16 protein-coding genes are annotated in these 22,842 nt (G+C 60.7%); 6 read left to right on the top strand and 10 right to left on the bottom strand.

Annotated elements, in window-relative coordinates; all coding sequences use genetic code 11:
- Positions 1 to 225: 225 nt before the first annotated feature.
- On the bottom strand, positions 226 to 735 hold the full coding sequence (locus tag BLS87_RS00190) for a nucleoside 2-deoxyribosyltransferase (RefSeq protein WP_074749397.1): 510 nt from the start codon (positions 733 to 735) through the stop codon (positions 226 to 228).
- A 157-nt stretch (positions 736 to 892) separates the two neighbouring features.
- Here BLS87_RS00190 and BLS87_RS00195 point away from each other — a divergent pair, with 157 nt between their 5' ends.
- Positions 893 to 2,551 carry a VRR-NUC domain-containing protein gene (locus BLS87_RS00195; RefSeq protein ID WP_074749398.1) on the top strand — a complete coding sequence of 553 codons (1,659 nt, stop codon included), beginning with the start codon at positions 893 to 895 and terminating at the stop codon, positions 2,549 to 2,551.
- Here BLS87_RS00195 and BLS87_RS00200 read toward each other — a convergent pair.
- From BLS87_RS00200 to mfd, 3 genes are read right to left on the bottom strand one after another with little or no spacing between them, the layout of a single operon-like run.
- The gene (locus tag BLS87_RS00200) at positions 2,548 to 5,253 is read right to left on the bottom strand and encodes a DEAD/DEAH box helicase (RefSeq protein ID WP_074749399.1); all 2,706 of its coding nucleotides are present in this window, start codon (positions 5,251 to 5,253) and stop codon (positions 2,548 to 2,550) included. The genes BLS87_RS00195 and BLS87_RS00200 overlap by 4 nt on opposite strands.
- A gap of 13 nt (positions 5,254 to 5,266) precedes the next feature.
- Positions 5,267 to 5,803, bottom strand: a complete 537-nt coding sequence (locus BLS87_RS00205) for a CsiV family protein (protein ID WP_074749400.1) — start codon at positions 5,801 to 5,803, stop codon at positions 5,267 to 5,269.
- 9 nt (positions 5,804 to 5,812) lie between these two features.
- On the bottom strand, positions 5,813 to 9,277 hold the full coding sequence (mfd, locus tag BLS87_RS00210; RefSeq protein WP_074749401.1) for a transcription-repair coupling factor: 3,465 nt from the start codon (positions 9,275 to 9,277) through the stop codon (positions 5,813 to 5,815).
- A gap of 169 nt (positions 9,278 to 9,446) precedes the next feature.
- Between mfd and BLS87_RS00215 the strand changes: the two genes are divergently transcribed.
- Positions 9,447 to 10,910, top strand: coding sequence for a glyceraldehyde-3-phosphate dehydrogenase (locus BLS87_RS00215; RefSeq protein ID WP_074749402.1), 1,464 nt, complete (start codon positions 9,447 to 9,449; stop codon positions 10,908 to 10,910).
- Positions 10,911 to 11,905: 995 nt separating this feature from the next.
- On the opposite strand, the gene tcuC is transcribed toward BLS87_RS00215, so the two are convergent.
- Positions 11,906 to 13,198 (bottom strand): MFS transporter, encoded by a 1,293-nt coding sequence (gene tcuC / locus BLS87_RS00225; protein WP_074749404.1) that lies wholly within the window; start codon positions 13,196 to 13,198, stop codon positions 11,906 to 11,908.
- Between the two features lie 250 nt (positions 13,199 to 13,448).
- On the bottom strand, positions 13,449 to 14,015 hold the full coding sequence (locus BLS87_RS00230; protein WP_074749405.1) for a chalcone isomerase family protein: 567 nt from the start codon (positions 14,013 to 14,015) through the stop codon (positions 13,449 to 13,451).
- 373 nt (positions 14,016 to 14,388) lie between these two features.
- Between BLS87_RS00230 and sthA the strand changes: the two genes are divergently transcribed.
- Positions 14,389 to 15,783 (top strand): Si-specific NAD(P)(+) transhydrogenase, encoded by a 1,395-nt coding sequence (sthA, locus tag BLS87_RS00235; protein ID WP_074749406.1) that lies wholly within the window; start codon positions 14,389 to 14,391, stop codon positions 15,781 to 15,783.
- A gap of 42 nt (positions 15,784 to 15,825) precedes the next feature.
- Here sthA and BLS87_RS00240 read toward each other — a convergent pair whose 3' ends face one another.
- Together BLS87_RS00240 and BLS87_RS00245 are read right to left on the bottom strand one after the other, a co-directional pair.
- Positions 15,826 to 16,548 carry a glycerophosphodiester phosphodiesterase gene (locus tag BLS87_RS00240; RefSeq protein ID WP_074749407.1) on the bottom strand — a complete coding sequence of 241 codons (723 nt, stop codon included), beginning with the start codon at positions 16,546 to 16,548 and terminating at the stop codon, positions 15,826 to 15,828.
- Positions 16,549 to 16,585: 37 nt separating this feature from the next.
- A complete protein-coding gene (locus BLS87_RS00245) occupies positions 16,586 to 17,173 on the bottom strand; it encodes a PilZ domain-containing protein (protein WP_074749408.1) in 588 nt (195 codons plus the stop codon).
- 126 nt (positions 17,174 to 17,299) lie between these two features.
- Between BLS87_RS00245 and BLS87_RS00250 the strand changes: the two genes are divergently transcribed.
- The 3 genes from BLS87_RS00250 to BLS87_RS00260 all read left to right on the top strand — a co-directional run bounded on the left by BLS87_RS00250 (position 17,300) and on the right by BLS87_RS00260 (position 20,564).
- Positions 17,300 to 18,550 (top strand): lipoprotein-releasing ABC transporter permease subunit, encoded by a 1,251-nt coding sequence (locus BLS87_RS00250; protein WP_074749409.1) that lies wholly within the window; start codon positions 17,300 to 17,302, stop codon positions 18,548 to 18,550.
- A 7-nt stretch (positions 18,551 to 18,557) separates the two neighbouring features.
- Entirely contained in the window at positions 18,558 to 19,241 is a 684-nt protein-coding gene (gene lolD / locus BLS87_RS00255) for a lipoprotein-releasing ABC transporter ATP-binding protein LolD (RefSeq protein WP_167362020.1), read from the top strand.
- Positions 19,242 to 19,319: 78 nt separating this feature from the next.
- Positions 19,320 to 20,564 carry a lipoprotein-releasing ABC transporter permease subunit gene (locus BLS87_RS00260; RefSeq protein ID WP_074749410.1) on the top strand — a complete coding sequence of 415 codons (1,245 nt, stop codon included), beginning with the start codon at positions 19,320 to 19,322 and terminating at the stop codon, positions 20,562 to 20,564.
- Between the two features lie 124 nt (positions 20,565 to 20,688).
- On the opposite strand, the gene BLS87_RS00265 is transcribed toward BLS87_RS00260, so the two are convergent.
- Both BLS87_RS00265 and BLS87_RS00270 read right to left on the bottom strand, forming a co-directional pair.
- Positions 20,689 to 22,056: a heavy metal sensor histidine kinase gene (locus BLS87_RS00265; protein WP_074749411.1), complete on the bottom strand. Its 1,368-nt coding sequence runs from the start codon at positions 22,054 to 22,056 to the stop codon at positions 20,689 to 20,691.
- Positions 22,056 to 22,736: a heavy metal response regulator transcription factor gene (locus BLS87_RS00270; protein ID WP_074749412.1), complete on the bottom strand. Its 681-nt coding sequence runs from the start codon at positions 22,734 to 22,736 to the stop codon at positions 22,056 to 22,058. Before BLS87_RS00270 ends, BLS87_RS00265 begins: the two co-directional genes overlap by 1 nt.
- Positions 22,737 to 22,842: the final 106 nt, after the last annotated feature.

The following is a 22,842-nucleotide window of genomic DNA, read 5'->3' on the forward strand; positions in this document are numbered from 1 at the left end:
GCCGATGTCGTTCCTGCAGATGCCATTCTTTAGGTGGAGGTGAATAGGCTTCTGGCCGCAGGCCTAGGAGCGCGCTTGCCCGCGATCTGCTGCGCAGCAGCCGTAAAGCCAGGCACCTTTGCCCTTTCAGGCAGAAAGCATCAACCCGATGACTGCCGCTTCGCGCCAGATCGCGGGCAAGCGCGCTCCTAGGCCTGCGGCCGAAGCCTCATCACCGGGCGAGCATCAGCGTTGTGCTGACAGATACCGGGCCAGCGCCTCGATCGCGCCCTCGGCCGTCGCGCTGCTGCCCGCCCAGGTGCACGCCAGCATCAGGTTTTTCGGCAGATGAAAGTCCTCGACCTGAAACCCCTGTGCATCGAACCCTTCGGCGTCGTGCTGGATCTGCTCGCGCAGCGATCCGAGGTCATCGAAGTAGGCCCACACCGGTTTGGCCAGCGCCACGGCCATGCCGACTTCAAATGCTGTCCCGGAATCCGGCTCGGCACCGCGAAACACATTCAAATTCGCCAGCACGGCATCGCAGCCTTTGATCATCGTGATGTTGGCAGTGCAGATCAGCGCGGCCGTTTCCTGCGGCGGCAGCCCCTGCGTGACCTCGTTATCGAATGGATACAACCCTTCGAGGCCGTGTGCGTTGCACAGCGCTTTCAGATAACGCCCGTGCTCGATGGCGTCGCTTCGGAAGACGTCAAAGCCCGCCAGATAAACCCGAGGTGTGCGAGAGGAGAGCATGGCCGTTTCCCTTGTAGACGAAGGCATTGATTCTAACGAATCGGGTGACCGGTTGCCGTTGATCAGACCGGTTGCGATTGATGGCAAAAAGGGGCTGGAATCTGTACGGATACACAGTATCCTGACGCCTTTCCAACTGCCGTAACGTGACCGCGCCGTGAGCACTTCCCCCCTCGACAACCCGTTCTATTACCTGGAGAACTTTCGCCAGGTGCTGGGCTGGATTGGTCAGCGCTACGACGATCTGCTCGATGATGACGAGCGTCGGTTCATCGAGCACTTTGCGCGTCTGTCACAGCCTTCCCAGGCGTTGCTGGTGCGGATGGTCATGCGCAAGGGGACTCTGTTTCGTGCCAGCAAGCTGAATTATGCCGAGATCGGTGACGTGCGGCTGGCTGCCGCGTCGCTTTTGGCGTGTGGATGGGTCGACGCACAGCCTCATCTGGATCTTCATGGGTTATTCGCGCTGCTGCGCAAGGACGAACTGGGGCTTTGTTTCAAGGATCACGGAATCAGGAGCACGGAGAAAAAAGCGGATCTGCTGGAGCGACTCCTGCCGCTGTACGCGCAGGCGCAACCGCTGGATCAGTGGTTCTCAGGCCTTGATGACGTGGTCTTCGGGCTGGAGGTCATGCCGTTGTGCGATCGCTTGCGTCTGTTGTATTTCGGCAATCTGTACCAGGAGTGGTCCGAATTCGTGCTGGCGGATCTGGGCATTTATCGCTACGAGAAAGTCGAATTTTCCGTCGAGTCGCGGGGTATCGGCCGACGGGAAGACATCGACACGTGCCTGCATCTGCACGCCTGCCGCCAGGCGCTGGACGAAGGCGCGGTGTTGCACGAACTGGCCGCTCAGGCGACGAGCGTCAACACCGCAAACCCGTGGCTGGCGATGCGCCGGGCCAAGCTGCTGTTCCAGATCGGTTATCAGGCCGAGCGCGAGCAGGACTGGCCGCTGGCGTTGGCCGTGTACACACAGTCCAGTTATCCCGGTGCGCGGGTACGCAGGATTCGCGTGCTTGAGCGCATCGAGCACTACGCTGAAGCCATGGCGCTCTTGCTGCAGGCTCAGTCGGCGCCTGAAAACGATGAAGAAACCCAGCACCTGCTGCGCATTCAGCCGCGCCTGCAACGCAAGCTGGGGCAGGGTGGTGTTCGACGGCGGACCACTCGGGCCGTCACTCGGCTGGACCTGAGCGTGGTGCCGTTGCCGGAACACAGCGTTGAGCGATTGATTCAACTGCACTTGGCCGAAGAGGGCAGTGAGGTGCATTACGTCGAGAATGCGCTGATCAACTCGCTGTTCGGGCTGTTGTGCTGGCCTGCGATCTTCGCCCCGCTGCCCGGTGCATTCTTCCATCCGTTTCACAGCGCGCCCAGCGACCTGCACAGCCCCGACTTCTACCCGCGTCGCGCGACGTTGTTCGATGCCTGTCTGGCGCAACTGGACGATGGTCGCTATCAGGCGGCGATCCGGCAGAACTACGTCGACAAGTTCGGCCTGCAATCACCCTTCGTGTTCTGGGGCACGCTGACGCCGGAGCTGCTCGAGCAGGCGCTGCACTGCCTGCCGCCGCAGCACCTAAAACGCTGGTTCCGCCGTCTGCTGCAAGACATCAAGGCCAACCGCACCGGCATGCCCGACCTGATCCAGTTCTACCCTGAGCAGCGCAGCTATCGAATGATCGAAGTCAAAGGCCCGGGCGACCGGTTGCAGGACAACCAACTGCGCTGGCTGGATTTCTGCGCCGAACACGAGATGCCGGTGGTGGTGTGTTACGTCCAGTGGGCCGAGGAATCTGTGCTGGCGGGTTAGCGCTTCGCTTTCTTGGGCGGCAAGGGCAGGGGGGCGAACAGTGCTTCGATGTCGTCGCCCTGCAGTTTCCAGTCTCCGGCGGCGCGACCGTCCAGCACGCCGGATGCCAACGCGCGCTTCTCTTGCTGCAGGTGCTGGATTTTCTCCTCCACCGTGCCTCGGGCGATCATCTTGTAGACGAAGACCGGCTTTTCCTGACCGATGCGATAGGCGCGGTCGGTGGCCTGGTTTTCAGCGGCCGGGTTCCACCAAGGGTCGTAGTGGATCACCGTATCGGCCGCTGTCAGGTTCAAACCCGTGCCGCCGGCCTTGAGGCTGATCAGGAAAATCGAGCGTTTGCCGCTCTGGAAGTCCTGGACCGGTGTTCGACGGTCCCTGGTCTTGCCGGTTAACAAGGCGTACTCGATCCCGCGGTGTTCCAGCTCCGTTTCGATCAACTCGAGCATCGACGTAAATTGTGAAAACAGCAGAATCTTGCGATCTTCCGCCAGCAGCTCTTCCACCATTTCCATCAGGCTCTGCAGCTTCGCCGAGGTGGAATGGCGAGGATTGGGCGGCACGCTGTTGACCAGACGCAGGTCGCAACAGACCTGCCGCAGTTTGAGCAATGCTTCCAGAATGATGATCTGGCTGCGTGCCACGCCTTTTTGCGTGATCTCGTCGCGGACCTTTTTGTCCATGGCCAGGCGCATGGTTTCGTACACGTCGCGCTGAGCATCGTTGAGTTCGACCCAGTGGACGATTTCGGTCTTGGGCGGCAGTTCGGTGGCGACCTGTTCTTTGGTGCGCCGCAACAGAAAGGGTTTGATTCGCGCGTTCAGGTGCTGAAGACGCTCTTCGTTGCCGAGCTTTTCAATGGGCGTGCGGTAATTGAGGGTGAACTGCTTCACGTCGCCCAGCCAGCCGGGCATCAGGAAATGAAACAGCGACCACAGCTCGCCCAGGTGGTTTTCCAGCGGCGTGCCACTCAGGCACAGGCGCTGACGAGCGTTGAGCTGGCGAGCGGCCTGCGCGGCCTTGCTGTTGGGGTTCTTGATGTACTGCGCTTCGTCGAGCACCAGCACGTGCAGCAGCTGTTTGCTCAGCAGCTCAACGTCCCGTGGCAACAGGGCGTAGGTGGTGAGGATCAGGTCGTAATCCTGAAGGCTCTCGTAGTCCTGGTGGCGGTTCGCGCCATACAACGCCAGCACGTTGAGCTGCGGCGTGAAGTGTTTCGCTTCGTCCATCCAGTTGGGGATCAGGCTGGTCGGCATGACCGCCAGCGCCGGGCAATCCAGTCGCCCGGCCTGTTTTTCCAGCAACAGATGCGCCAGGGTCTGAAGGGTCTTGCCCAGACCCATGTCATCGGCCAGCACGCCGCCGACTTCCAGCTCGCGCAGGGCCTGCATCCAGCTCAACCCTTCCAGCTGATACGGGCGCAACGTGGCATTGAGACCTTCCGGAACCGTGACCTGGGTGTCTTTGATGTTAAAAAGCCGTTCGGAAAACTGACGGACCCGGTCGCCCCCTTGCCACAGCAACGGCATGTCGTCGAGCGGCTTGAGCCGTGCCGCATCGGCGGTACTCAGGCGAATCGCGGTGTTGCCGTCTTCACGCCAGTAGAAGTCGCCCAGCGTGGCCAGCACGGTCTTCAAGCGACCGTAGGGCAGGGCGACCTGAATCGGAACGCCGCCACGCTGGGTGAAGTGATTGAGCTGCACCAGAAGCTGTTCATCATCACGCCGTTTGGCGATGCCGTTCAGCGTCATCAATTCGGGGTGCGTGCGCAGCAGGTTGATCAGGATCGGCAACAGGCTCAGACGCTCGCCATTGACGATGATCCCCAGCTCCAGATCGAACCAGTCACGTTCCGGTGCTTCATCGACCGTCGCGTACCAGTCGTCCACGGGCGTCACGTCAAACCCGAAATCGGCGTTCATTTCGATCTGCCACCCCTGCTCGCGCAGCACGGGCAGCTCGTCGAGCATGAAGGTCAGCCAGGCCTTGTCGGTTGGCAGCTCGAACATTTCACCGGCGCTATCGGGCAATGCCTTGCTCTGCCGGGTGGCGATGCGAAAGCCCATGTCCTGCAACTGCTTGCGGTACTGCGCCTCGCGATCCAGCACGCGGCGCATGCGAATGGTTTCTTCTTTGAGGTGCCACAGAATGTCGCTGGAGCGGCCGGCGCTGGGCACGCCCGAGACAAACATCTCGCGGTAGCGGAACGCCAGGGCCGCACGGTGCTGAATGTGCCGTTGCATCTTGCCGTTACGGGGTTCGTAGGCGCTGAACTCAAAGCTGGCCAGGATCAGGCGCGGCTCCGGTTCGACGCCTTTCAACAGCTTGACCGGCAGCGCGGGTTTTTTCTCGATCCCCGGCTTGCGTGCGCCATTCAGATTGCCCGCAGCCGCCGCGATCGTAGGCCTGTTTTCCGGGTCCTGAAGGAAAAACAACGCGGCTGCGCAATGCTTGCAGTTGTTTCTGACCGGGCAGGTGCACTTGCCGACGATAAAATTACGGGTGCGGTCGGGGTCTTTGAATAGCAGGGTCTGGGTGTAGGTTTCAAGGCTCGACCCTCGGCACACGGTGCGCACCAGATCGGCGCTGATGTGATCCAGGGTGACGCGTTTCTGCCGGGCATAGTCAAGCCCGCGTTCCACGCTTTGCGCCTTGAATAACGGTTCCCATGGCAGCGCCAGGGCTTTTTCCAATGAGGATGACACGTCTTGCCCTACGTCAACGCGGTGCTTGAAGAGGAGAGACTTTGATCAACATCGCCAGGCTCCCGTTGTCCATGTAGGTCAATTCGCCGTTTCTGACGCGGGTCGCCTGACGCATGCGTTCGCTGGTGACCAGCACGCCATGGTCATCGAGCTGGTTGACCCAGAAATTGGCGTCGATGTCCGTAAAACGCGCCAGACCCAGGCTCACCGTGCCCTCGATCGGGTAGTGGCCAAACTGTTTCTGGCCGCTGCTGATCGCCACCTTGCTCGGCGTCGCGCTCAGGTCCTGCTGCCAGGCACGGTGCAACAGCACTTTATAGCCCTCGCTGGATTCCAGCTTGCCCGCCAGTGTGTCCAGCGCGGTGGACGCCTGGTTGTCGGGTCCCAGTGTTCGCGCGCCGGCGGCCCAGTCTTCCGGCGCTGGCTGGTTGGTCTCCGCGGGTTCACCGTTCTGGCGGAACAGGATCAGTTCCACCTGATACGTACCATCGGCGAACGCTGCAGGGGCGAATAGCACCAGCAGCAGGGTGAGCGAGTGAAGCAGACGCATGGTGAATCCTTAAGCCGATTGTTTGGAAGGCGGCGGGGTCAGACGCTCGAACAGCGCTTCCAGCGTATTAAAGCGCTCCTCGGGTCGCTCCATCGGCACCGTGAACTTGAACAGCGTGGCGCCTTCGAATTTGTAGCGATTGGGTTGCCCTTGAATCAGCTTGATCAGCGCCAGCGGATCTACTGGAGTATCGGCGCCGAATTCGATTCGTCCACCCTGCGGCCCGGCATCGACCTTTTTAATGCCCAGTTGCTCGGCCTTGAGCTTGAGCGAGGTCATGCGCACCAGGTTTTTGGTCGGTTCCGGCAGCAAGCCGAAGCGGTCGATCATTTCCACCTGCAGGTCTTTCAGGCCTTCCTCATCGGCGGCGTTGGCGATGCGTTTGTACAGAATCAGGCGTGCATGCACATCGGGCAGGTAATCCTCGGGAATCAGCCCCGGCACACGCAGGTTGACTTCCGGTCCACCGCCGAGCGGTTGATCCAAGTTCGGCTGTTCGCCCTTGCGGATCGACTTTACCGCGCGCTCGAGCATCTCCATATAAAGGGTGAAGCCGACCGCCTGGATCTGCCCGCTCTGGCCTTCGCCCAGCAGTTCACCCGCGCCGCGGATTTCCAGGTCGTTGGTTGCGAGCACGAAGCCTGCACCCAGATCCTGAGTGTTGGCGATCGCTTCCAGGCGCTTCTCGGCGTCGGGCGTGATCTGTTTGCGCGGCGGTGTCAGCAAGTACGCGTACGCCTGGTGGTGACTGCGTCCGACCCGGCCGCGTAACTGGTGCAGCTGGGCCAGCCCGAACTTGTCGGCGCGCTCGATGATGATGGTGTTGGCGCTTGGCACGTCGATCCCGGTCTCGATGATGGTCGAGGCGATCAGGACGTTGAAGCGCTTGTGGTAGAAGTCGCTCATCACCTGTTCGAGGTCGCGCTCATGCATCTGGCCGTGACCGATGCCGATCCGCGCTTCGGGCACCAGCTCGGCGAGGTCCGCGGCGCACTTCTCGATGGTCTTCACGTCGTTGTGCAGGTAGTAGACCTGACCGCCGCGCAACAGCTCGCGCAGCAGCGCCTCTTTGACGGTCGGCTTGTTCTGCTCCATGACGAAGGTGCGCACCGAGAGGCGACGCGCAGGCGGTGTGGCGATGATCGACAGGTCGCGCATACCGGCCACGGCCATGTTCAGGGTCCGCGGGATCGGCGTGGCGGTCAGGGTCAGGATGTCGACTTCGCTGCGCAGCGCCTTGAGCTGTTCTTTCTGACGGACACCGAAGCGGTGTTCTTCGTCGATGATCACCAGCCCCAGGTTCTTGATCTTGACGTCGTCCTGCAACAGCTTGTGGGTGCCGATGACGATGTCGATCTTGCCCTCGGCGAGATCGGCCACGGCGGCATTGATTTCCTTGGCCGACTTGAATCGACTCATGACTTCAACGGTCACCGGCCAGTCGGCGAAACGGTCGCGGAAGCTGTTGTAGTGCTGTTGGGCGAGCAGGGTGGTCGGCACCAGGATCGCGACCTGCTTGCCGCCGTGTACGGCGATGAACGCCGCGCGCATCGCCACTTCGGTCTTGCCGAAACCGACGTCGCCGCAGACCAGGCGGTCCATCGGTTTAGGCGCCAGCATGTCGGCGCGCACCGCTTCGATGGTGGTCTGCTGGTCCGGGGTTTCCTCGAACGGGAAGCCGGCGCTGAAGGTTTCGTAGTCGAGCTTCGGATCGGCGAACGCGTAGCCTTCGCGCGCGGCGCGACGGGCATAGATATCGAGCAGCTCGGCCGCCACGTCGCGCACCTGTTCGGCGGCCTTGCGCTTGGCTTTCTGCCAGGCTTCGGAACCCAGACGGTGCAGCGGTGCCAGTTCGTCATCGCTGCCGGTGTAGCGTGCGATCAAATGCAGGTTGGCCACCGGGACATACAGCTTGGCGTCCTCGGCGTAGGCCAGCATCAGGAACTCTGCGACCTGGTTTTCCACTTCCAGCGTGGCAAGGCCCAGATAGCGCCCGACGCCGTGGTCGATGTGAACCACCGGCGCACCTTCGCGCAACTCGGCAAGGTTCTTGATGACCGCGTCGTTGGCATGGCCGTCCGCACGCTTTTCACGGCGACGACGCTGCATCACGCGCTGACCGAACAACGGGCTTTCCGCGATCAGCGCCAGCGCGGGCTGGTCCAGCACCAGGCCATCGTCCAGCGGTGCGATGGTGATCGCCAGCCGCTCTTTGCTGTCGACGAATTCCTGCCAGCTGTCCAGAGTTTTCGGGCGCAGCTTCAGGCGCTCGAGCAGTTCAAGCAGCACCTCGCGTCGACCGGCCGATTCGGCGGTGAACAGCACGCGGCCGGGGAAGTCGTTGAGGAAGTTGGACAGCGCCGCCAATGGCTCGTTGGCCTTGGCCTCAATCGCCAGGTTCGGTAACACCTGCGCCGGGAAGCGCTCGTGGCCCACGCCGGTGTCGACGTCGTCTTGGCTGGTGACCACCCGAGGCCAGCTTTTGAGGCGCGCGAAGCAGTCTTCCACCGGCAGGAACAACTCGGCAGGCGGCAACAGCGGTCGGTCAGGGTCGACGCGGCGCTCTTCGTAACGGCTGCGCACGTCCTTCCAGAACGTTTCCGCCGCCTGTTCGATGCCCGGCAGCGAGAACACCTGGGTGTCCTGTGGCAGGTAGTCGAACAGGGTGGAGGTTTCTTCGAAGAACAGCGGGATGTAGTACTCGATACCGGCCGGGGTAATACCGCTGTTCAAATCCTGAAAGATCGGGCTGCGGCGGAAATCGACGTCGAACCGCTCGCGGAACCGCGCCTTGAACCGGGTGACGGCCTCCTTCTGCAGCGGGAATTCCTTGGCCGGCAACAGGCGCACTGAATCGACCTTGTCGATGGAACGCTGGGTTTCCGGCTCGAAGGTGCGCAGGGTTTCGATTTCGTCGTCGAACAGGTCAATTCGGTAGGGCAGTTTGCTGCCCATCGGGAACAGGTCGATCAGGGCGCCACGCACCGTGAACTCGCCGTGTTCGTACACTGTGTCAACGTAGCGATAACCGCTGGCTTCGAGCCGCGTTCGCATGGCCTCGACATCAAGTTTCTGCCCGACGTCCAGCACCAGACTGCTGCCGAGCAGGAATTTGGTCGGCGCCAGGCGGTGCAGGGCGGTGGTAATGGGCACGACCAGCACGCCATGTTCCAGCTCGGGCAGCCGATACAGGCTTGCGATGCGCTGGGAGATGATGTCCTGGTGCGGCGAGAACAGGTCGTAGGGCAGGGTTTCCCAGTCAGGGAAATGCAGCACCGCAAGCTCAGGGGCGAAAAACTTCAGTTCCTGCTCGAGTCGCTCGGCGCTTTGGCTGTCGGCGGTCAAAAGCAGGGTGAAGCGTTTCGCGGCGCTGGCGGCCTCGGCGATGGCCAGGCTCTGAGCGGCACCGGGCAGGTTGCCCCAATGTTGTTTGCCTGCGGCAGCAGGGAGAATCGGTAGGCGCAGAACGGGCACGGAAGATAAAGCTCCAGGCGTTGCGGCAAAGCCGGGGATTGTAACTAAATCGGGAATCCGCTGTCAGTTTTGTGCTCGCCGATTTATGTAGTGCTCCGAGATCTCAAAACACTGGATTGCTCATAAACAAAGGCTTGGGCATAATGTAGTCCCTTTTTTCAGCCCCTACATGTGGAAGGTTCCCGTGACTCAGAAGCCCGACCAGTGTCTTGGTGAATGGATCGATCGTGAAGCACTCGCCGAGGCGATGATCCCGCTTATCGGTCAGCTCTACCGCAATAACAATGTGGTGAGTTCGATCTATGGCCGCACCCTGATCAACCGTTCAGTCATCGCGATTCTCAAAGCTCACCGCTTTGCGCGTCACCGCCAGGCAGACGCAACCGAGTTGTCTGTACACGAGACTTTCCCGCTCATCAAAGCGATGAGCGAGCTCAAACTGGGTGCCGCTTCGGTGGACTTGGGCAAGCTGGCCGTCAAATACAAGGCCGAAGCCAACGGTCGCACTGCCGAGCAGTTCGTCCGTGAAGAAATGGCCGAAATCGTAGGCCAACAGAATTCCGGCGCTCGCAAAGGCACTGACGTCGTGCTGTACGGTTTCGGCCGTATCGGTCGTCTGCTGGCGCGTATCCTGATCGAAAAAACCGGTGGTGGCGACGGCCTGCGTCTGCGCGCCATCGTCGTGCGCAAAGGCGCCGAGAACGATCTGGTCAAGCGTGCAAGCCTGCTGCGTCGTGACTCGGTACACGGTCCGTTCGACGGCACCATCACCATCGACGAAGCCAACAACACCATCAGCGCCAACGGCAACCTGATTCAGGTGATTTACGCCAAGAGCCCAACCGAGGTGGATTACACCCAGTACGGCATCAAGGATGCGCTGCTGGTCGACAACACCGGCGTATGGCGTGATGCCGACGGCCTGGGCCAGCACCTGCAGTGCCCTGGCATTGACCGCGTGGTGCTGACCGCACCGGGCAAAGGCAAGCTGAAGAACATCGTTCACGGCATCAACCACCAGCAGATCACCGCTGATGACAAGATTATTTCCGCGGCTTCTTGCACCACCAACGCCATTGTTCCGGTCCTCAAGGCTGTGAACGACAAGTTCGGTATCGTCAACGGTCACGTTGAAACGGTTCACTCGTACACCAACGACCAGAACCTGATCGACAACTTCCACAAAGGCGACCGCCGTGGCCGTAGCGCCGCGCTGAACATGGTCATCACCGAGACCGGTGCTGCGACAGCGGCTGCCAAGGCGTTGCCTGAACTGGCCGGCAAGCTGACCGGTAACGCAATCCGCGTTCCGACGCCGAACGTGTCGATGGCGATCCTGAACCTGAACCTGGGCACCGCGACCACCCGCGAAGAAATGAACGAGTACCTGCGCCACACCGCGCTGTATTCGGACCTGCACAAGCAGATCGATTTCGTGAACTCGCAGGAAGTGGTTTCCACCGACTTCGTGGGTTCGCGCCACGCGGGTGTGGTGGACGCTGAAGCGACTATCTGCATGGATAACCGCGTTGTTCTGTACGTCTGGTACGACAACGAATTCGGTTACAGCTGCCAGGTGGTTCGCGTGATGGAAGACATGGCGGGCGTTAACCCACCGGCGTTCCCGAAGTAAAAGCAGCGTTGAACGGCGAGTTTCAAGCTGCACGTTGAAGCCACATGAAAACGCCCCGACTGGTTCGGGGCGTTTTTTTATGGGTTAAGTGTCGGTGTTAGCTTTTGGGTGGTATCCGATTTCGGTGGTGACGCTGAAGTTTGTTCTGCCTAACGGCAGACCTGTTCCGTCTTCGGCGGGTTACTTGAAAAGACCCCCCTCTTTGTTTCAAGAGGCAGCCAAGTGTCCTGGCTCCTGGTTGGGCCCTCCTGCGTCGGGTCCCTTCACTCCGGCGAAGCTCCATGGGCACGCGCCGAACGGATATCCATGTCCTGGCGGCGCTCTCGCGGCATCCATGCCGCTCGTCCCACTCCACGCCGCCTGCGTTCAGCCTGCACCCAAGTCGCGTTTTGTGGTGTCTAGCCTGGCGAGGCAGGAAGATCAAGAGCAAAAGCATCGGATAGCGCGAATCCTGTAGGAGCGTGGCTTGTCCCGCGATCTGCCGCGCAGCGGTAGCAAAATCAGGCAACTCGGTTGTACCTGATACACCGCATGCACCGGATTTGCTGCCGGTTCCCGGCAGATCGCGGGACAAGCCGCGCTCCTACGCCTTCGGCAGAGTCAAAAACAACATTGAAGTCGCCTGCTAGCTCTCGCTCTGCCTCGTTCTTGACGTGCTTTTCGTACCGCGACAGTCCAGACACCACAAAACGCGACTTGGGTGCAGGCTGAACGCAGGCGATGCGCAGTGGGCCGAGCGGCATGGATGCCGCGAGAGCCGCCCCCGGCCATGGATGGCCGATGGCGGCGGGCCCACGGAGCGTCGCCGGAGTGAAGGAACGACGACGAGGGAGTCGCCCAACCAGGAGCCAGAAGGCGGAACAGATCTGCCGTTAGGCAGAACCAAAAAATCAGCATCACCCGAGATCTCGGATATGCCAAGAGCGCGAGATCCCCGCCAAAAAAAAGCCCCGAACCAGTCGGGGCATTTCTTTCAGCGTCACAACGAATCAGGCTCAACCCGCCGCTGGAGCACCTTGAATGCGCGTCTGACCCTTACGGAACAGCACCAGCGTCGCAATCAAGCCCAACACCGCAGCGCCACTCAGCCAGATGCCAGGCGCCGCCTTGTTGTCCAGCACGTGAATCAGATACGTACAGGCCGCTGGCGTGAAGCCACCGAAGGTCGCGGTCGCCAGACTATAGGCCAGCGAGAAACCCGTGGTACGCACTTCTATCGGCATGATCTCGGTCAGCGAAACCACCATTGCGCCGTTGTACGACCCGTACAGGAACGACAGCCACAGCTCGACCATCAACAGGTTGACGAAGCTCGGGTTCGAGGTCAGCCAGGACAGCGCAGGGTAGGCTGTGACGATGGCCAGAATGGTCGCCGCCAGCAGCAGCGGCTTGCGGCCGATCTTGTCCGACAGCGAGCCCATGACCGGCAGCCAGATGAAGTTCGAAATCCCTACGCACACCGTGACCAACAAGCTGTCCAGATCCGACAGGTGCAGTTCGTTCTTGCCGAAGGTCGGCGTGTACGCCGTGATCAGATAAAACGACACAGTGGTCATGACCACCAGCGCCATACCGGCGATCACCAGACCGAAATTCTGGCCGATGGACTTCATCACTTCGCCCATGGTCGGGCGATGTTTGCGAGCGCGGGCTTCGAACTCGGGGGTTTCTTCCAGCGAACGGCGGATGATGAAGATGGCCGGAACGATCATGCAGCCGACAAGGAACGGTACGCGCCAGCCCCATTGCCCCATCTCTTCCGGGCTCAGCCAGTGGTTCAGGCCCACACCCAGCAAACCGGCGAACACCACAGCCGCTTGCTGGCTCGCGGACTGCCAGCTGACGAAGAAGCCCTTGCGGCCGGGGGTCGAGATTTCGGCCAGGTAGACCGAAACACCGCCCAGTTCCACACCGGCGGAAAAGCCTTGCAGCAGACGACCGACCAACACCAGCAGCGGCGCCGCGACACCCAAGGTCGCGTAACCCGGCACGCAGGCAATCAGGATCGTGCCCATCGCCATCATGGCGAGGGTGATGATCAGGCCTTTTTTACGGCCGTGGTGGTCGATGTAGGCGCCAAGGAAGATCGCACCCAGCGGGCGCATCAGGAAACCGGCGCCGAAGGTCGCCAGCGAAAGCATCAGGGACGCGAATTCACTGTCGGCGGGGAAGAAGGTCTTGGCGATGGCCGTGGCGTAGAAGCCATAGACCATAAAATCAAACATTTCAAGGAAGTTGCCGCTGACAACGCGAAATATCGCCTTGCCTTTGCCTGTGTTCGAGGCCATTTGGAATTACTCACTTAGGCTGTCTAGCTGGGGGGATCCGTTGTATTTATGCGTCCTCTCCTGCGCCGTTCGAGCTGGGTCTCGAGCGATACAGATTTGTAACGATATGTGTAAAAGTGGCGAATGGCAATTAATTCGGGCAGCCGCGGGCCTTGGCGGTAGACCGTCGCGATGAAAGGCAATGCGGTTTTATGTCGCGCGCAGGCAGAGGAGTCGCCTGAAGCCCCCGACGAGCGCCGGGGGCGGTTTTTTACTTCAGCAAGGCTTCACGCAGATCGGACGATAAACCGTCCGGCGCGAGCCAGATCGCGAAGTAGGCCTTGGCCAGTTCGGGGTCGGGGCTGGCGAAGATCACTTTGCTGTTACGCGTGAGGTTGAGGCCATCGTTGCGGTCCCAGCTCAGGTCATAACGGTCACCTCGCTTGATGTTCTGAAAACTTTGGTGGAGTCGGTCCAGTTCGGGCCTCAGCCGTGCCAGCGTCTCTTTGGTCTGTTGACGTTCAAGCGTGGCGTTGGCGGCCTTGATCACGTCCTCACGGTCAATGTCGCGGAAATAAAACAGTTCCAGTTTCTGCGGTGCCTGGGTGAAAACCGCCTGCCTGGCGGTGATCGACGGTTCGGCATAAAACGCGGCGGCGTAAACATCGGTCCACAAGTAGGTGAGAATCGCCTGATTCTTGCGCTCCAGCGCCGGGGTTTGCCCCTCGAGGCGAGCGGGAAAATCGGCCTGCTTTAGCAGGTCCGCCTGAGAGGCCATGGCCTGCGCGCTGCACAGCAGTCCCATTAACAGCATCCAGTGAATGAAGCGGTGTCGCATGATCGCGCCCTTTATCGAAAGATCCCACACAAGGGTATGACACTTTCTGCGCGATGCGGCCACAGCAAGTCAGTCGCTGCTCCTTAATAAACGTCGGAATTCGGTAGAAACCCACAAAATTGCAGGTTTTTTTAGGATTCGTAACGCCAAGGGATTTATCATCCGCAGCAATTGGGCATACAGCCGGCTTTTTGCGGTGATCGTATGCCCTTGCCGCAGACAAGATTGGCCTGCGACGCGACCAAGGGTTAATGTTCGCCGCGACGCTGGACGATTAGACTGCGCCGCGAGTTTCGATTCTCATGCCGCCGGCCGCGGCATGATTTAGCCAGAGACGCCAGAGTGGCGCCTCGGCCTGTTCTAAGGAGTACGCATGGCTGTCTACAACTACGACGTAGTGGTACTGGGTTCCGGCCCAGCTGGGGAAGGCGCGGCAATGAACGCCGCCAAGGCTGGGCGCAAGGTAGCCATGGTCGACAGCCGTCGGCAGGTCGGCGGCAACTGCACTCACTTGGGCACGATCCCGTCCAAGGCGTTGCGTCACTCGGTCAAGCAGATCATTCAGTTCAATACCAACCCGATGTTCCGGGCCATTGGCGAGCCACGCTGGTTCTCGTTCCCGGACGTGTTGAAGAACGCCGAAAAAGTCATCAATAAACAGGTGGCGTCGCGCACCGGCTATTACGCGCGCAATCGCGTTGACGTGTTTTTCGGAACCGGCAGTTTCGCTGACGAGCGAACCGTCGACGTGGTGTGCAACACCGGTGTCATGGAAAAACTGGTCGCGAACCAGATCATTATCGCCACCGGCTCGCGTCCCTATCGTCCGGCCGATATCGACTTTTCCCACAAGCGTATCTACGACAGCGACACCATCCTCAGCCTCAACCACACCCCGCGCAAACTGATCATCTACGGTGCCGGCGTCATTGGCTGCGAATACGCGTCGATCTTCAGTGGTCTGGGCGTGGACATCGAACTGATCGACAACCGTGATCAACTGCTGAGCTTCCTCGACTCGGAAATCTCCCAGGGCTTGAGCTATCACTTCAGCAACAACAACGTGATGGTTCGCCACAACGAAGAGTACGAGCGCGTCGAAGGCCTGGAAAACGGTGTCGTGCTGCACCTCAAGTCAGGCAAAAAGGTGAAGGCCGACGCCTTGCTGTGGTGTAACGGCCGTACCGGCAACACCGACAAACTGGGCCTGGAAAACGTCGGCATCAAGGCCAACGGTCGTGGCCAGATCGAAGTCGATGAGGCGTATCGCACCAGTCAACCGAATATCTACGGTGCGGGCGACGTGATCGGCTGGCCGAGTCTGGCAAGCGCCGCCTATGACCAGGGGCGTTCGGCGTCGGGCAGCGCGGTCGACAACGGCGCTTGGCGTTTCGTCAACGACGTGCCGACCGGCATCTATACCATTCCGGAGATCAGCTCGATCGGCCAGAACGAACACGACCTGACCGTGGCCAAGGTGCCGTACGAAGTGGGCAAGGCGTTCTTCAAGAGCATGGCCCGAGCGCAGATCTCCAACGAGCCGGTCGGCATGCTGAAGATTCTGTTCCACCGCGAGACCCTGCAGATCCTTGGCGTGCATTGCTTCGGCGACCAGGCGTCGGAGATCGTGCACATCGGTCAGGCGATCATGAACCAGCCGGGTGAAGCGAACAGCCTCAAGTATTTCGTCAACACCACGTTCAACTACCCGACCATGGCCGAAGCCTATCGGGTCGCGGCGTACGACGGCCTCAACCGGCTTTTTTGAGCGGCTCCGGCCGGTGGCCTGAGCCGGCCGGGGAGACCGATTTCAGTAATTCTCGAGCGTGGCAGTGGCCAAACCGGGAAAGTCTGTAATCAGGCTGTCAACGCCGAAGTCGGCGAGTCTGCGCATCAGCGCAGGCTCGTTGACGGTCCACACCGACACATGCAGGCCCAGCGCCTGGGCTTTCTTCAGGCGTTCCGGCGTGCACAGCGTCCAGTTCAGCGCCAGAATCTCGCACCCATAACCCACCGCGACCTTCAGTGGGTCCAGCCATGCGTACTCTGCCACCAGTCCACGGGACAGATCGGGCGTAAGCTCCAAGGCTGCGCGCAGGACTTCCCGGGAGCTTGAGGTAATGGTGACCTTGTCCAGCAGGCCGTGACGCTGAGCCATCTCGCGAATCGCCAGCACGGTGGTTGCTGCGCGGGTACGCGAAGCGCTTTTAACTTCCAGTTGCCAGTGATCGAACGCGCACTTTTCGAACAGCTCTTCGAGTCGCGGTATCGGACAGGGCTGCACCCAGCCCGGACCCCCTTTGCGGGCGTCGTAGGTCACCAGATCGGCGGCGTCATGTTCGATGACCTTACCGCGCCGGTCAGTGGTGCGTTTCAGGGTCGGGTCGTGAATCACCATCAGTTCGCCGTCGCGAGACAGGTGCAGGTCCAGTTCGCAACGTTTGACCCCGTGTTTGAGGCATTCCTGAAAGCTGGTCAGGGTGTTTTCCGGTGCTTCGCCCTTGGCGCCGCGGTGGCCGTAAATTAAGGTCACAATTGTTCCTCGAAAGCGCGCTAAGGCAGTAATCGGTTTATTTCACATCAGGGTCGTTCTGCTCACGCGCCAACCGCCGCTGTGCGGCTTGTCGTTGCAGGATGTGTCGGGCGAGCAACTGGCGCTGGGCATCACTGAGGTCGATCCACTCGGTGCCGATCTCGAAATCGCCAATGGTCAATGAGTGACACTGCGTCACTTTGGCTCGCAGCATCATGCCGGAGGCTTGGGGCATCAGTACCATTTTGACCGACAGCAGACTGCCGACAGGGAAGGGTTGGTGGGACTCGAATTGCAAGCCGCCTTCCGACATGATCACCTTTTGCGGGGCGCCCAGCTTGCCCAGCACGGTCTGCGCGACCACTTGGCCGAGCAGGTCAATGCGCTTGCTCATGGCCCGCAGAAAGCTGTTGGTCGTGCGGTCGCGATCGTCGAGCTGGCGCAGCAGGTGCTGGGACTCGAACTCGGCAACGTGCAGCTCGCTCAGCAGGTCGAAGAGTGTCGAGCTGGTGTCATGGGGGTGTTCATCAAGGGTGCCAGCGGCTGGAATGCGTTGAATTTCCAGTGCGACGCTGTCCTCGATACGGTAGTATTCGCGGCGTTCTTCTTCATCTAATGTCGACATGGCGAACCCATGGTAGCGGCGGTTGTCAGAGTGATTGCTCGCAATCGTTACTCAGCGATTTGAGTGTAAAGCTGCCGGCCAAGGCCCGCCACAAGGACGTTCCCATTCCTCCGAACAAGCCCCTACATGTTCAGACCTCTTTTTGTATTCATCGGCACGCGTTACACCCGTGCAAAACGCCGTAATCATTTTGTCTCCTTCATTTCCCTGACGTCGATGATCGGTCTCGCCCTTGGCGTTGTGGTGATGATAATCGTGTTATCGGTCATGAACGGTTTCGATCATGAGATGCGCACGCGCGTCCTCGGCATGGTCCCCCACGCGACCATCGAATCCGGCGAACCGATCAGCGACTGGCAAAGCCTGGCGGCCAAGGTCAAACAGAACCCGCAGGTGGAGGCGGTCGCGCCGTTCACCCAGATGCAGGGTTTGCTGACCAACAATGGCAATGTGCAGAAAATCCTGCTCAATGCCATCGACCCGGTTCAGGAACGCAAAGTTTCGATTATCGACGGCTTCATGAAACAGGGCAGTCTTGACGATCTGGTGTCAGGCGGCTTTGGCGTGGTCATCGGCGACAAGGCCGCGACCAAACTGGGTGTGGGCTTGGGCGATAAGGTGACGTTCGTGTCGCCTGAAGTGATGGTCACTCCGGCCGGCATGTTCCCGCGCATGAAGCGCTTCACCGTGGTCGGCATCTTCCACGTCGGCGCCGGCGAGCTGGACGGTTATCTCGGTGTGACCAACCTGCAGGACCTGGCGCGTCTGCATCGCTGGAAGCCCGATCAGGTGCAAGGGCTGCGCCTGAAGTTCACCGATTTGTTCAAGGCACCGCGTACGGCTTACGAGATTGCCCAGAACCTGGGTGAGCACCAGTATTACTCGCGCGACTGGACCCGTACCCACGGCAACCTGTATCAGGCCATCGGCATGGAAAAATCCATCATTGGCCTGCTCCTGTTGCTGATCGTGGCCGTGGCGGCGTTCAACATCATTTCCACGCTGGTGATGGTGGTCAACGACAAGCGCGGTGACATCGCGATCCTGCGTACGCTGGGCGCCACGCCGGGCCAGATCATGCGCATCTTCATGGTTCAGGGCACGGTGATCGGCGTCGTCGGCACGCTGGTAGGTGCCGGTGTCGGCATTCTGGCCGCGCTCAACGTCAGCTCGGCGATTTCGGCGCTCGAAGGCCTGATCGGTCACAAGTTTCTCAACGCGGATGTCTACTTCATCGACTATCTGCCTTCGCAATTGATGGCTGAAGACGTGCTGCTGGTCTGCGGCGCGGCCTTGGTCCTGAGTTTCCTCGCCACCCTGTATCCCGCCTGGCGTGCTGCGCGCACCCAGCCGGCGGAGGCGCTACGTTATGAGTGAGTCGGGCATGAGTGATAAAGCTGTACTGAGTTGCCGCAACCTGGGCAAATCCTACGAGGAAGGCCCGGAATCCGTCGTGGTGCTGTCGGGCCTGCAGCTGGAACTGCACCCGGGCGAGCGCGTGGCGATCGTCGGCAGTTCGGGGTCGGGCAAAAGTACCTTGCTCAACCTGTTGGGCGGACTGGACACGCCTACCGAAGGCAGCGTCTGGCTGGCCGGTGAAGAATTGTCCGCACTCAACGAAAAGGCCCGTGGCCTGCTGCGCAACCGCGCACTGGGTTTCGTGTACCAGTTCCACCACCTGCTGCCTGAGTTCACCGCGCTGGAAAACGTCTGCATGCCGCTGCTGATCGGCAAGACGCCGATTCCGGAAGCGCGCCAACGCGCGACGGCGTTGCTGGAGCGGGTAGGGCTCAAGCACCGTCTGGCGCACAAGCCTTCGGAGCTGTCGGGTGGTGAGCGTCAGCGCGTGGCCATTGCCCGTGCGCTGGTCAATCAGCCGGGGCTGGTGATGCTCGACGAGCCGACCGGCAACCTCGACTCCCATACCGCACAAGGCATTCAGGACCTGATGCTGGAACTGAGCACCTCATCGCGGACCGCGTTCCTGGTGGTGACCCACGACATGGCGCTGGCCCGTCAGATGGACCGCGTATGGCGCCTGGAAGAAGGCCGTCTGGTCGAGGCGTGATGCCAACAACCCGTTGCCGGTCTTTACGGCAGCGGTGGTTTTTTAATTTCAGCGGCTTTTAGCTACGGTGCTCCACGAATGTTCAGACCGTTATCCATCTTTATCGGCACGCGCTATACCCGGGCCAAGCGACGCAACCACTTCATCTCGTTCATTTCGATGACGTCGATGATCGGCCTGGCGTTGGGCGTCCTGGCGATGATCGTGGTGCTGTCCGTGATGAACGGCTTCCAGCAGGAAATGAGCTCGCGCATTCTTGGCATGGTCCCGCACGCGGTGATCGACGGGGTCAAGCCGCTGGATGACTGGAAACCGGCCGCCGATGCGGCGATGAAGAATCCGCAGGTCACGGCTGCCGTGCCGTTTACGCAAATGGACGGCATGCTCTCGTACAAGGGCACCATGCAGCCGATCGAGATCAACGGTGTTGATCCGGCGCTCGAGTCGAAAGTCTCCATCGTCACTCAACACATCGTGCAGGGTCGCCTTCAGGACCTTAAAGCCGGTGAGTTCGGCGTGGTGATCGGTGAGATCACCGCGCGGCGCTTTCGCCTGAACGTCGGTGACAAGATCACCCTGATCGTGCCGGAAATCAGCAGCGACCCGGGCGGCATCACGCCGCGCCTGCAACGCCTGACCGTGGTGGGTGTGTTCAAGGTGGGCGCCGAACTGGACGGTTCGATGGCGCTGGTGAACGTGGCCGATGCCGCGACCATTCAACGCTGGCAGCCCAATCAGGTGCAGGGCGTACGCCTTGCTCTGACAGACCTGTACGCTGCACCGCACGTCTCGGCGGCCATCGCGGGCGGGTTGGGCGCTGACTACAAGGCCGACGACTGGACGCACACGCAAGGCAGTCTGTTCAGCGCGATGAAGATGGAAAAGACCATGATCGGTCTGCTGCTGCTGATGATCGTGGCCGTGGCCGCCTTCAACATCATCGCGACACTGATCATGGTGGTGAATGACAAGGGGGCGGACATCGCCATTTTGCGGACGATCGGCGCCACTCCTCGGCAGATCATGACCATCTTCATGGTGCAAGGCACGGTGATCGGTGTCGTGGGCACTGTCATCGGCGGTGTGCTGGGTGTGATCGCGGCAATCAACGTCAGTCAGTTGGTCGGCTGGGTGGAGCGGGTGACAGGGCAGCACATCTTCACCTCCGACGTGTACTTCATCAGTAACCTGCCGTCGCATCTGGAAGGCAGTGACGTGGCGCTGATTTGCAGTGCCGGCTTCATTCTCAGCTTTCTGGCGACGATCTATCCGGCGTATCGCGCGGCACAGATCCAGCCGGCGCATGCGTTGCGGTATGAGTAAGCGCCGATATTTCTGACGCAGCATGACATCTGTGGGAGATTCATTCGCGAGAGGCCGGTACAGTTGACGCATCCATGTCGCCTGGACGCTTGCGTCGCGAATGAATTCACTCCCACAAGAAAGATCACTGGCTCCCGGCAGGCAACTCGATCAAAAACCGCGTCATCCCATGCTGTGACTCACACCTGATTGTCCCGCCGTGTGCGTGGATGATCGATTGGGTAATCGCCAATCCCAACCCCGCGTGTTCGCTGCTGCCTTCATGGCGGGCAGGGTCGGCGCGGTAAAACCGGTCGAACAGTCTGGGCAACACCTCGGACGGGAGTGTCTGACCGGAGTTTTCAACGGTGATCCGCACGCGTTGGGCCGCCGACTCGAGCTTCACGGCGACCTGCCCTTGGGCCGGGGTAAAACGCAGGGCGTTCCCCAGCAGGTTCGACAGTGCTCGACGCAGCATATGGCGATCGCCCGCCAGTTCGGCGTCTCCCTGGCGACGGAGTTGCACGTGGGCTTCCTCGGCCAGCGGCAGGAAAAACTCCAGCAGCGCGTCAGTTTCTTCCGCCAGATGCAAGCGCTCCCGGCTCGGACTCAGCAGGCCATGCTCGGCTTTTGCCAGGTACAACATGTCGTTGACCATCTGCGCCATCCCCTGCAGTTCTTCGAGGTTATCCAGCAGCGCCTCGCGATACGCTTCAAGATCCCGTGGGAGGGTGAGGGTGACCTGGGTATGCGTGAGCAGGTTCGACAGCGGCGTGCGCAGCTCGTGGGCAATGTCGGCCGAGAAGGCCGACAAGCGCTGAAACCCATCGTCCAGGCGCCCCAGCATCGCGTTGAACGCCTGAGTGAGCTCTGCCAGCTCCGCCGGCATCTCGTCGAGCGGCAGGCGCGTGGTCAGCGAGCTGGCCGACACGCTGGCGGCGATTTCGCTCATCTTGCGCAAAGGACGCAGACCACTGCGGGCCGCCCACGCGCCGAGTAATGCGGTGGCCAGCGCCGACAAACCCACGGTCAGCCAGATCAGGTGCTGCATGCGCTCCAGGAAATGCTGGTGGTGGGTGATGTCCAGCAACAACGTCAGCTGTGGCGAGTCCTGTTTCTCCGGGTACAGCGCAACCGTGTAGGCGCGATAGGCAACGCCGCTCTCGGTCAGGGTGTGCAAGCCTGCATGAACGCCATTCTGCGGTATTGACGGGACCTGGCTGTCGAACCACAGCACGCCCGTCTGGCTGCGGACCTGCAAGGTCAGGTCCGGTGAATGCCTGAGTTCATTCAGCAGTGCCGGTTTTCTTGCGTCGAACTGCTCGGCGGTGAGCACGTCCTTCAAGGCATCTCGCAGCGTCGGCAGCTTGCTGTCGAGCAGTTGCTGATCCAGCTCCAGGAAGTGCGCTTCGCTGGCACGGTTGAACAACACGCCTGCCGTCAGCGACACCACCGCGGTGCAGGCGGCGAACAACAAGGCAAGTCGACTGCCAAGGGAAATGCGTTGGAGCATCAGAGGCTTCGCTCTTCGAGGACGTAGCCCATGCCGCGCACCGTATGAATCAGCTTGTCGGGATAATCGTCGTCGACCTTGAGGCGCAAGCGCCGGATGGCCACCTCGATCACATTGGTGTCGCTGTCGAAGTTCATGTCCCAGACCTGCGAGGCGATCAGCGATTTGGGCAGGACTTCCCCCTGACGACGAAGCATCAGCTCCAACAGCGCGAACTCCTTGGCGGTCAGGTCGATGCGCTGGCCGCTGCGTTCGACGCGACGACGCAGCAGGTCAAGGCGCAGGTCGGCCAGTTGCAGGTGGGTTTCCTGGCTGGCGCTGTTGCCACGGCGCAACAGGCTGCGCACGCGTGCCAGCAACTCGGAGAACGCGAAAGGCTTGATCAGATAGTCATCGGCGCCCAGTTCCAGGCCGCGTACTCGGTCTTCCACCGCGTCGCGGGCGGTCAAAAACAGCACCGGTGTGTCGAGCCCCGCACCGCGTACCGCCTGCAGAATCTGCCAGCCGTCCCGACCGGGCAGCATCACATCCAGAATCAGCAACGCGTAGTCGCCGGTCAGCGCCAGATGCTGGCCGCTGGCGCCGTCGGCCACCCATTCGGTGTTGAATCCGGCTTCGGTCAGCCCTTGGCGCAGGTATTGACCCGTTTTTGCTTGATCTTCGACGATCAGTAATTTCATGGGCAGCTCATCGGTCGTCATGACGCTGGACAGTGGCGTTCGCGGTCACGCTTTATAGCGCGAGCGGAGTGGGCGGTGGTCAAGCTTACAAAGTTGTAATCTTGCG

It is taken from the genome of Pseudomonas abietaniphila, from assembly GCF_900100795.1.
Taxonomy (GTDB): domain Bacteria; phylum Pseudomonadota; class Gammaproteobacteria; order Pseudomonadales; family Pseudomonadaceae; genus Aquipseudomonas; species Aquipseudomonas abietaniphila.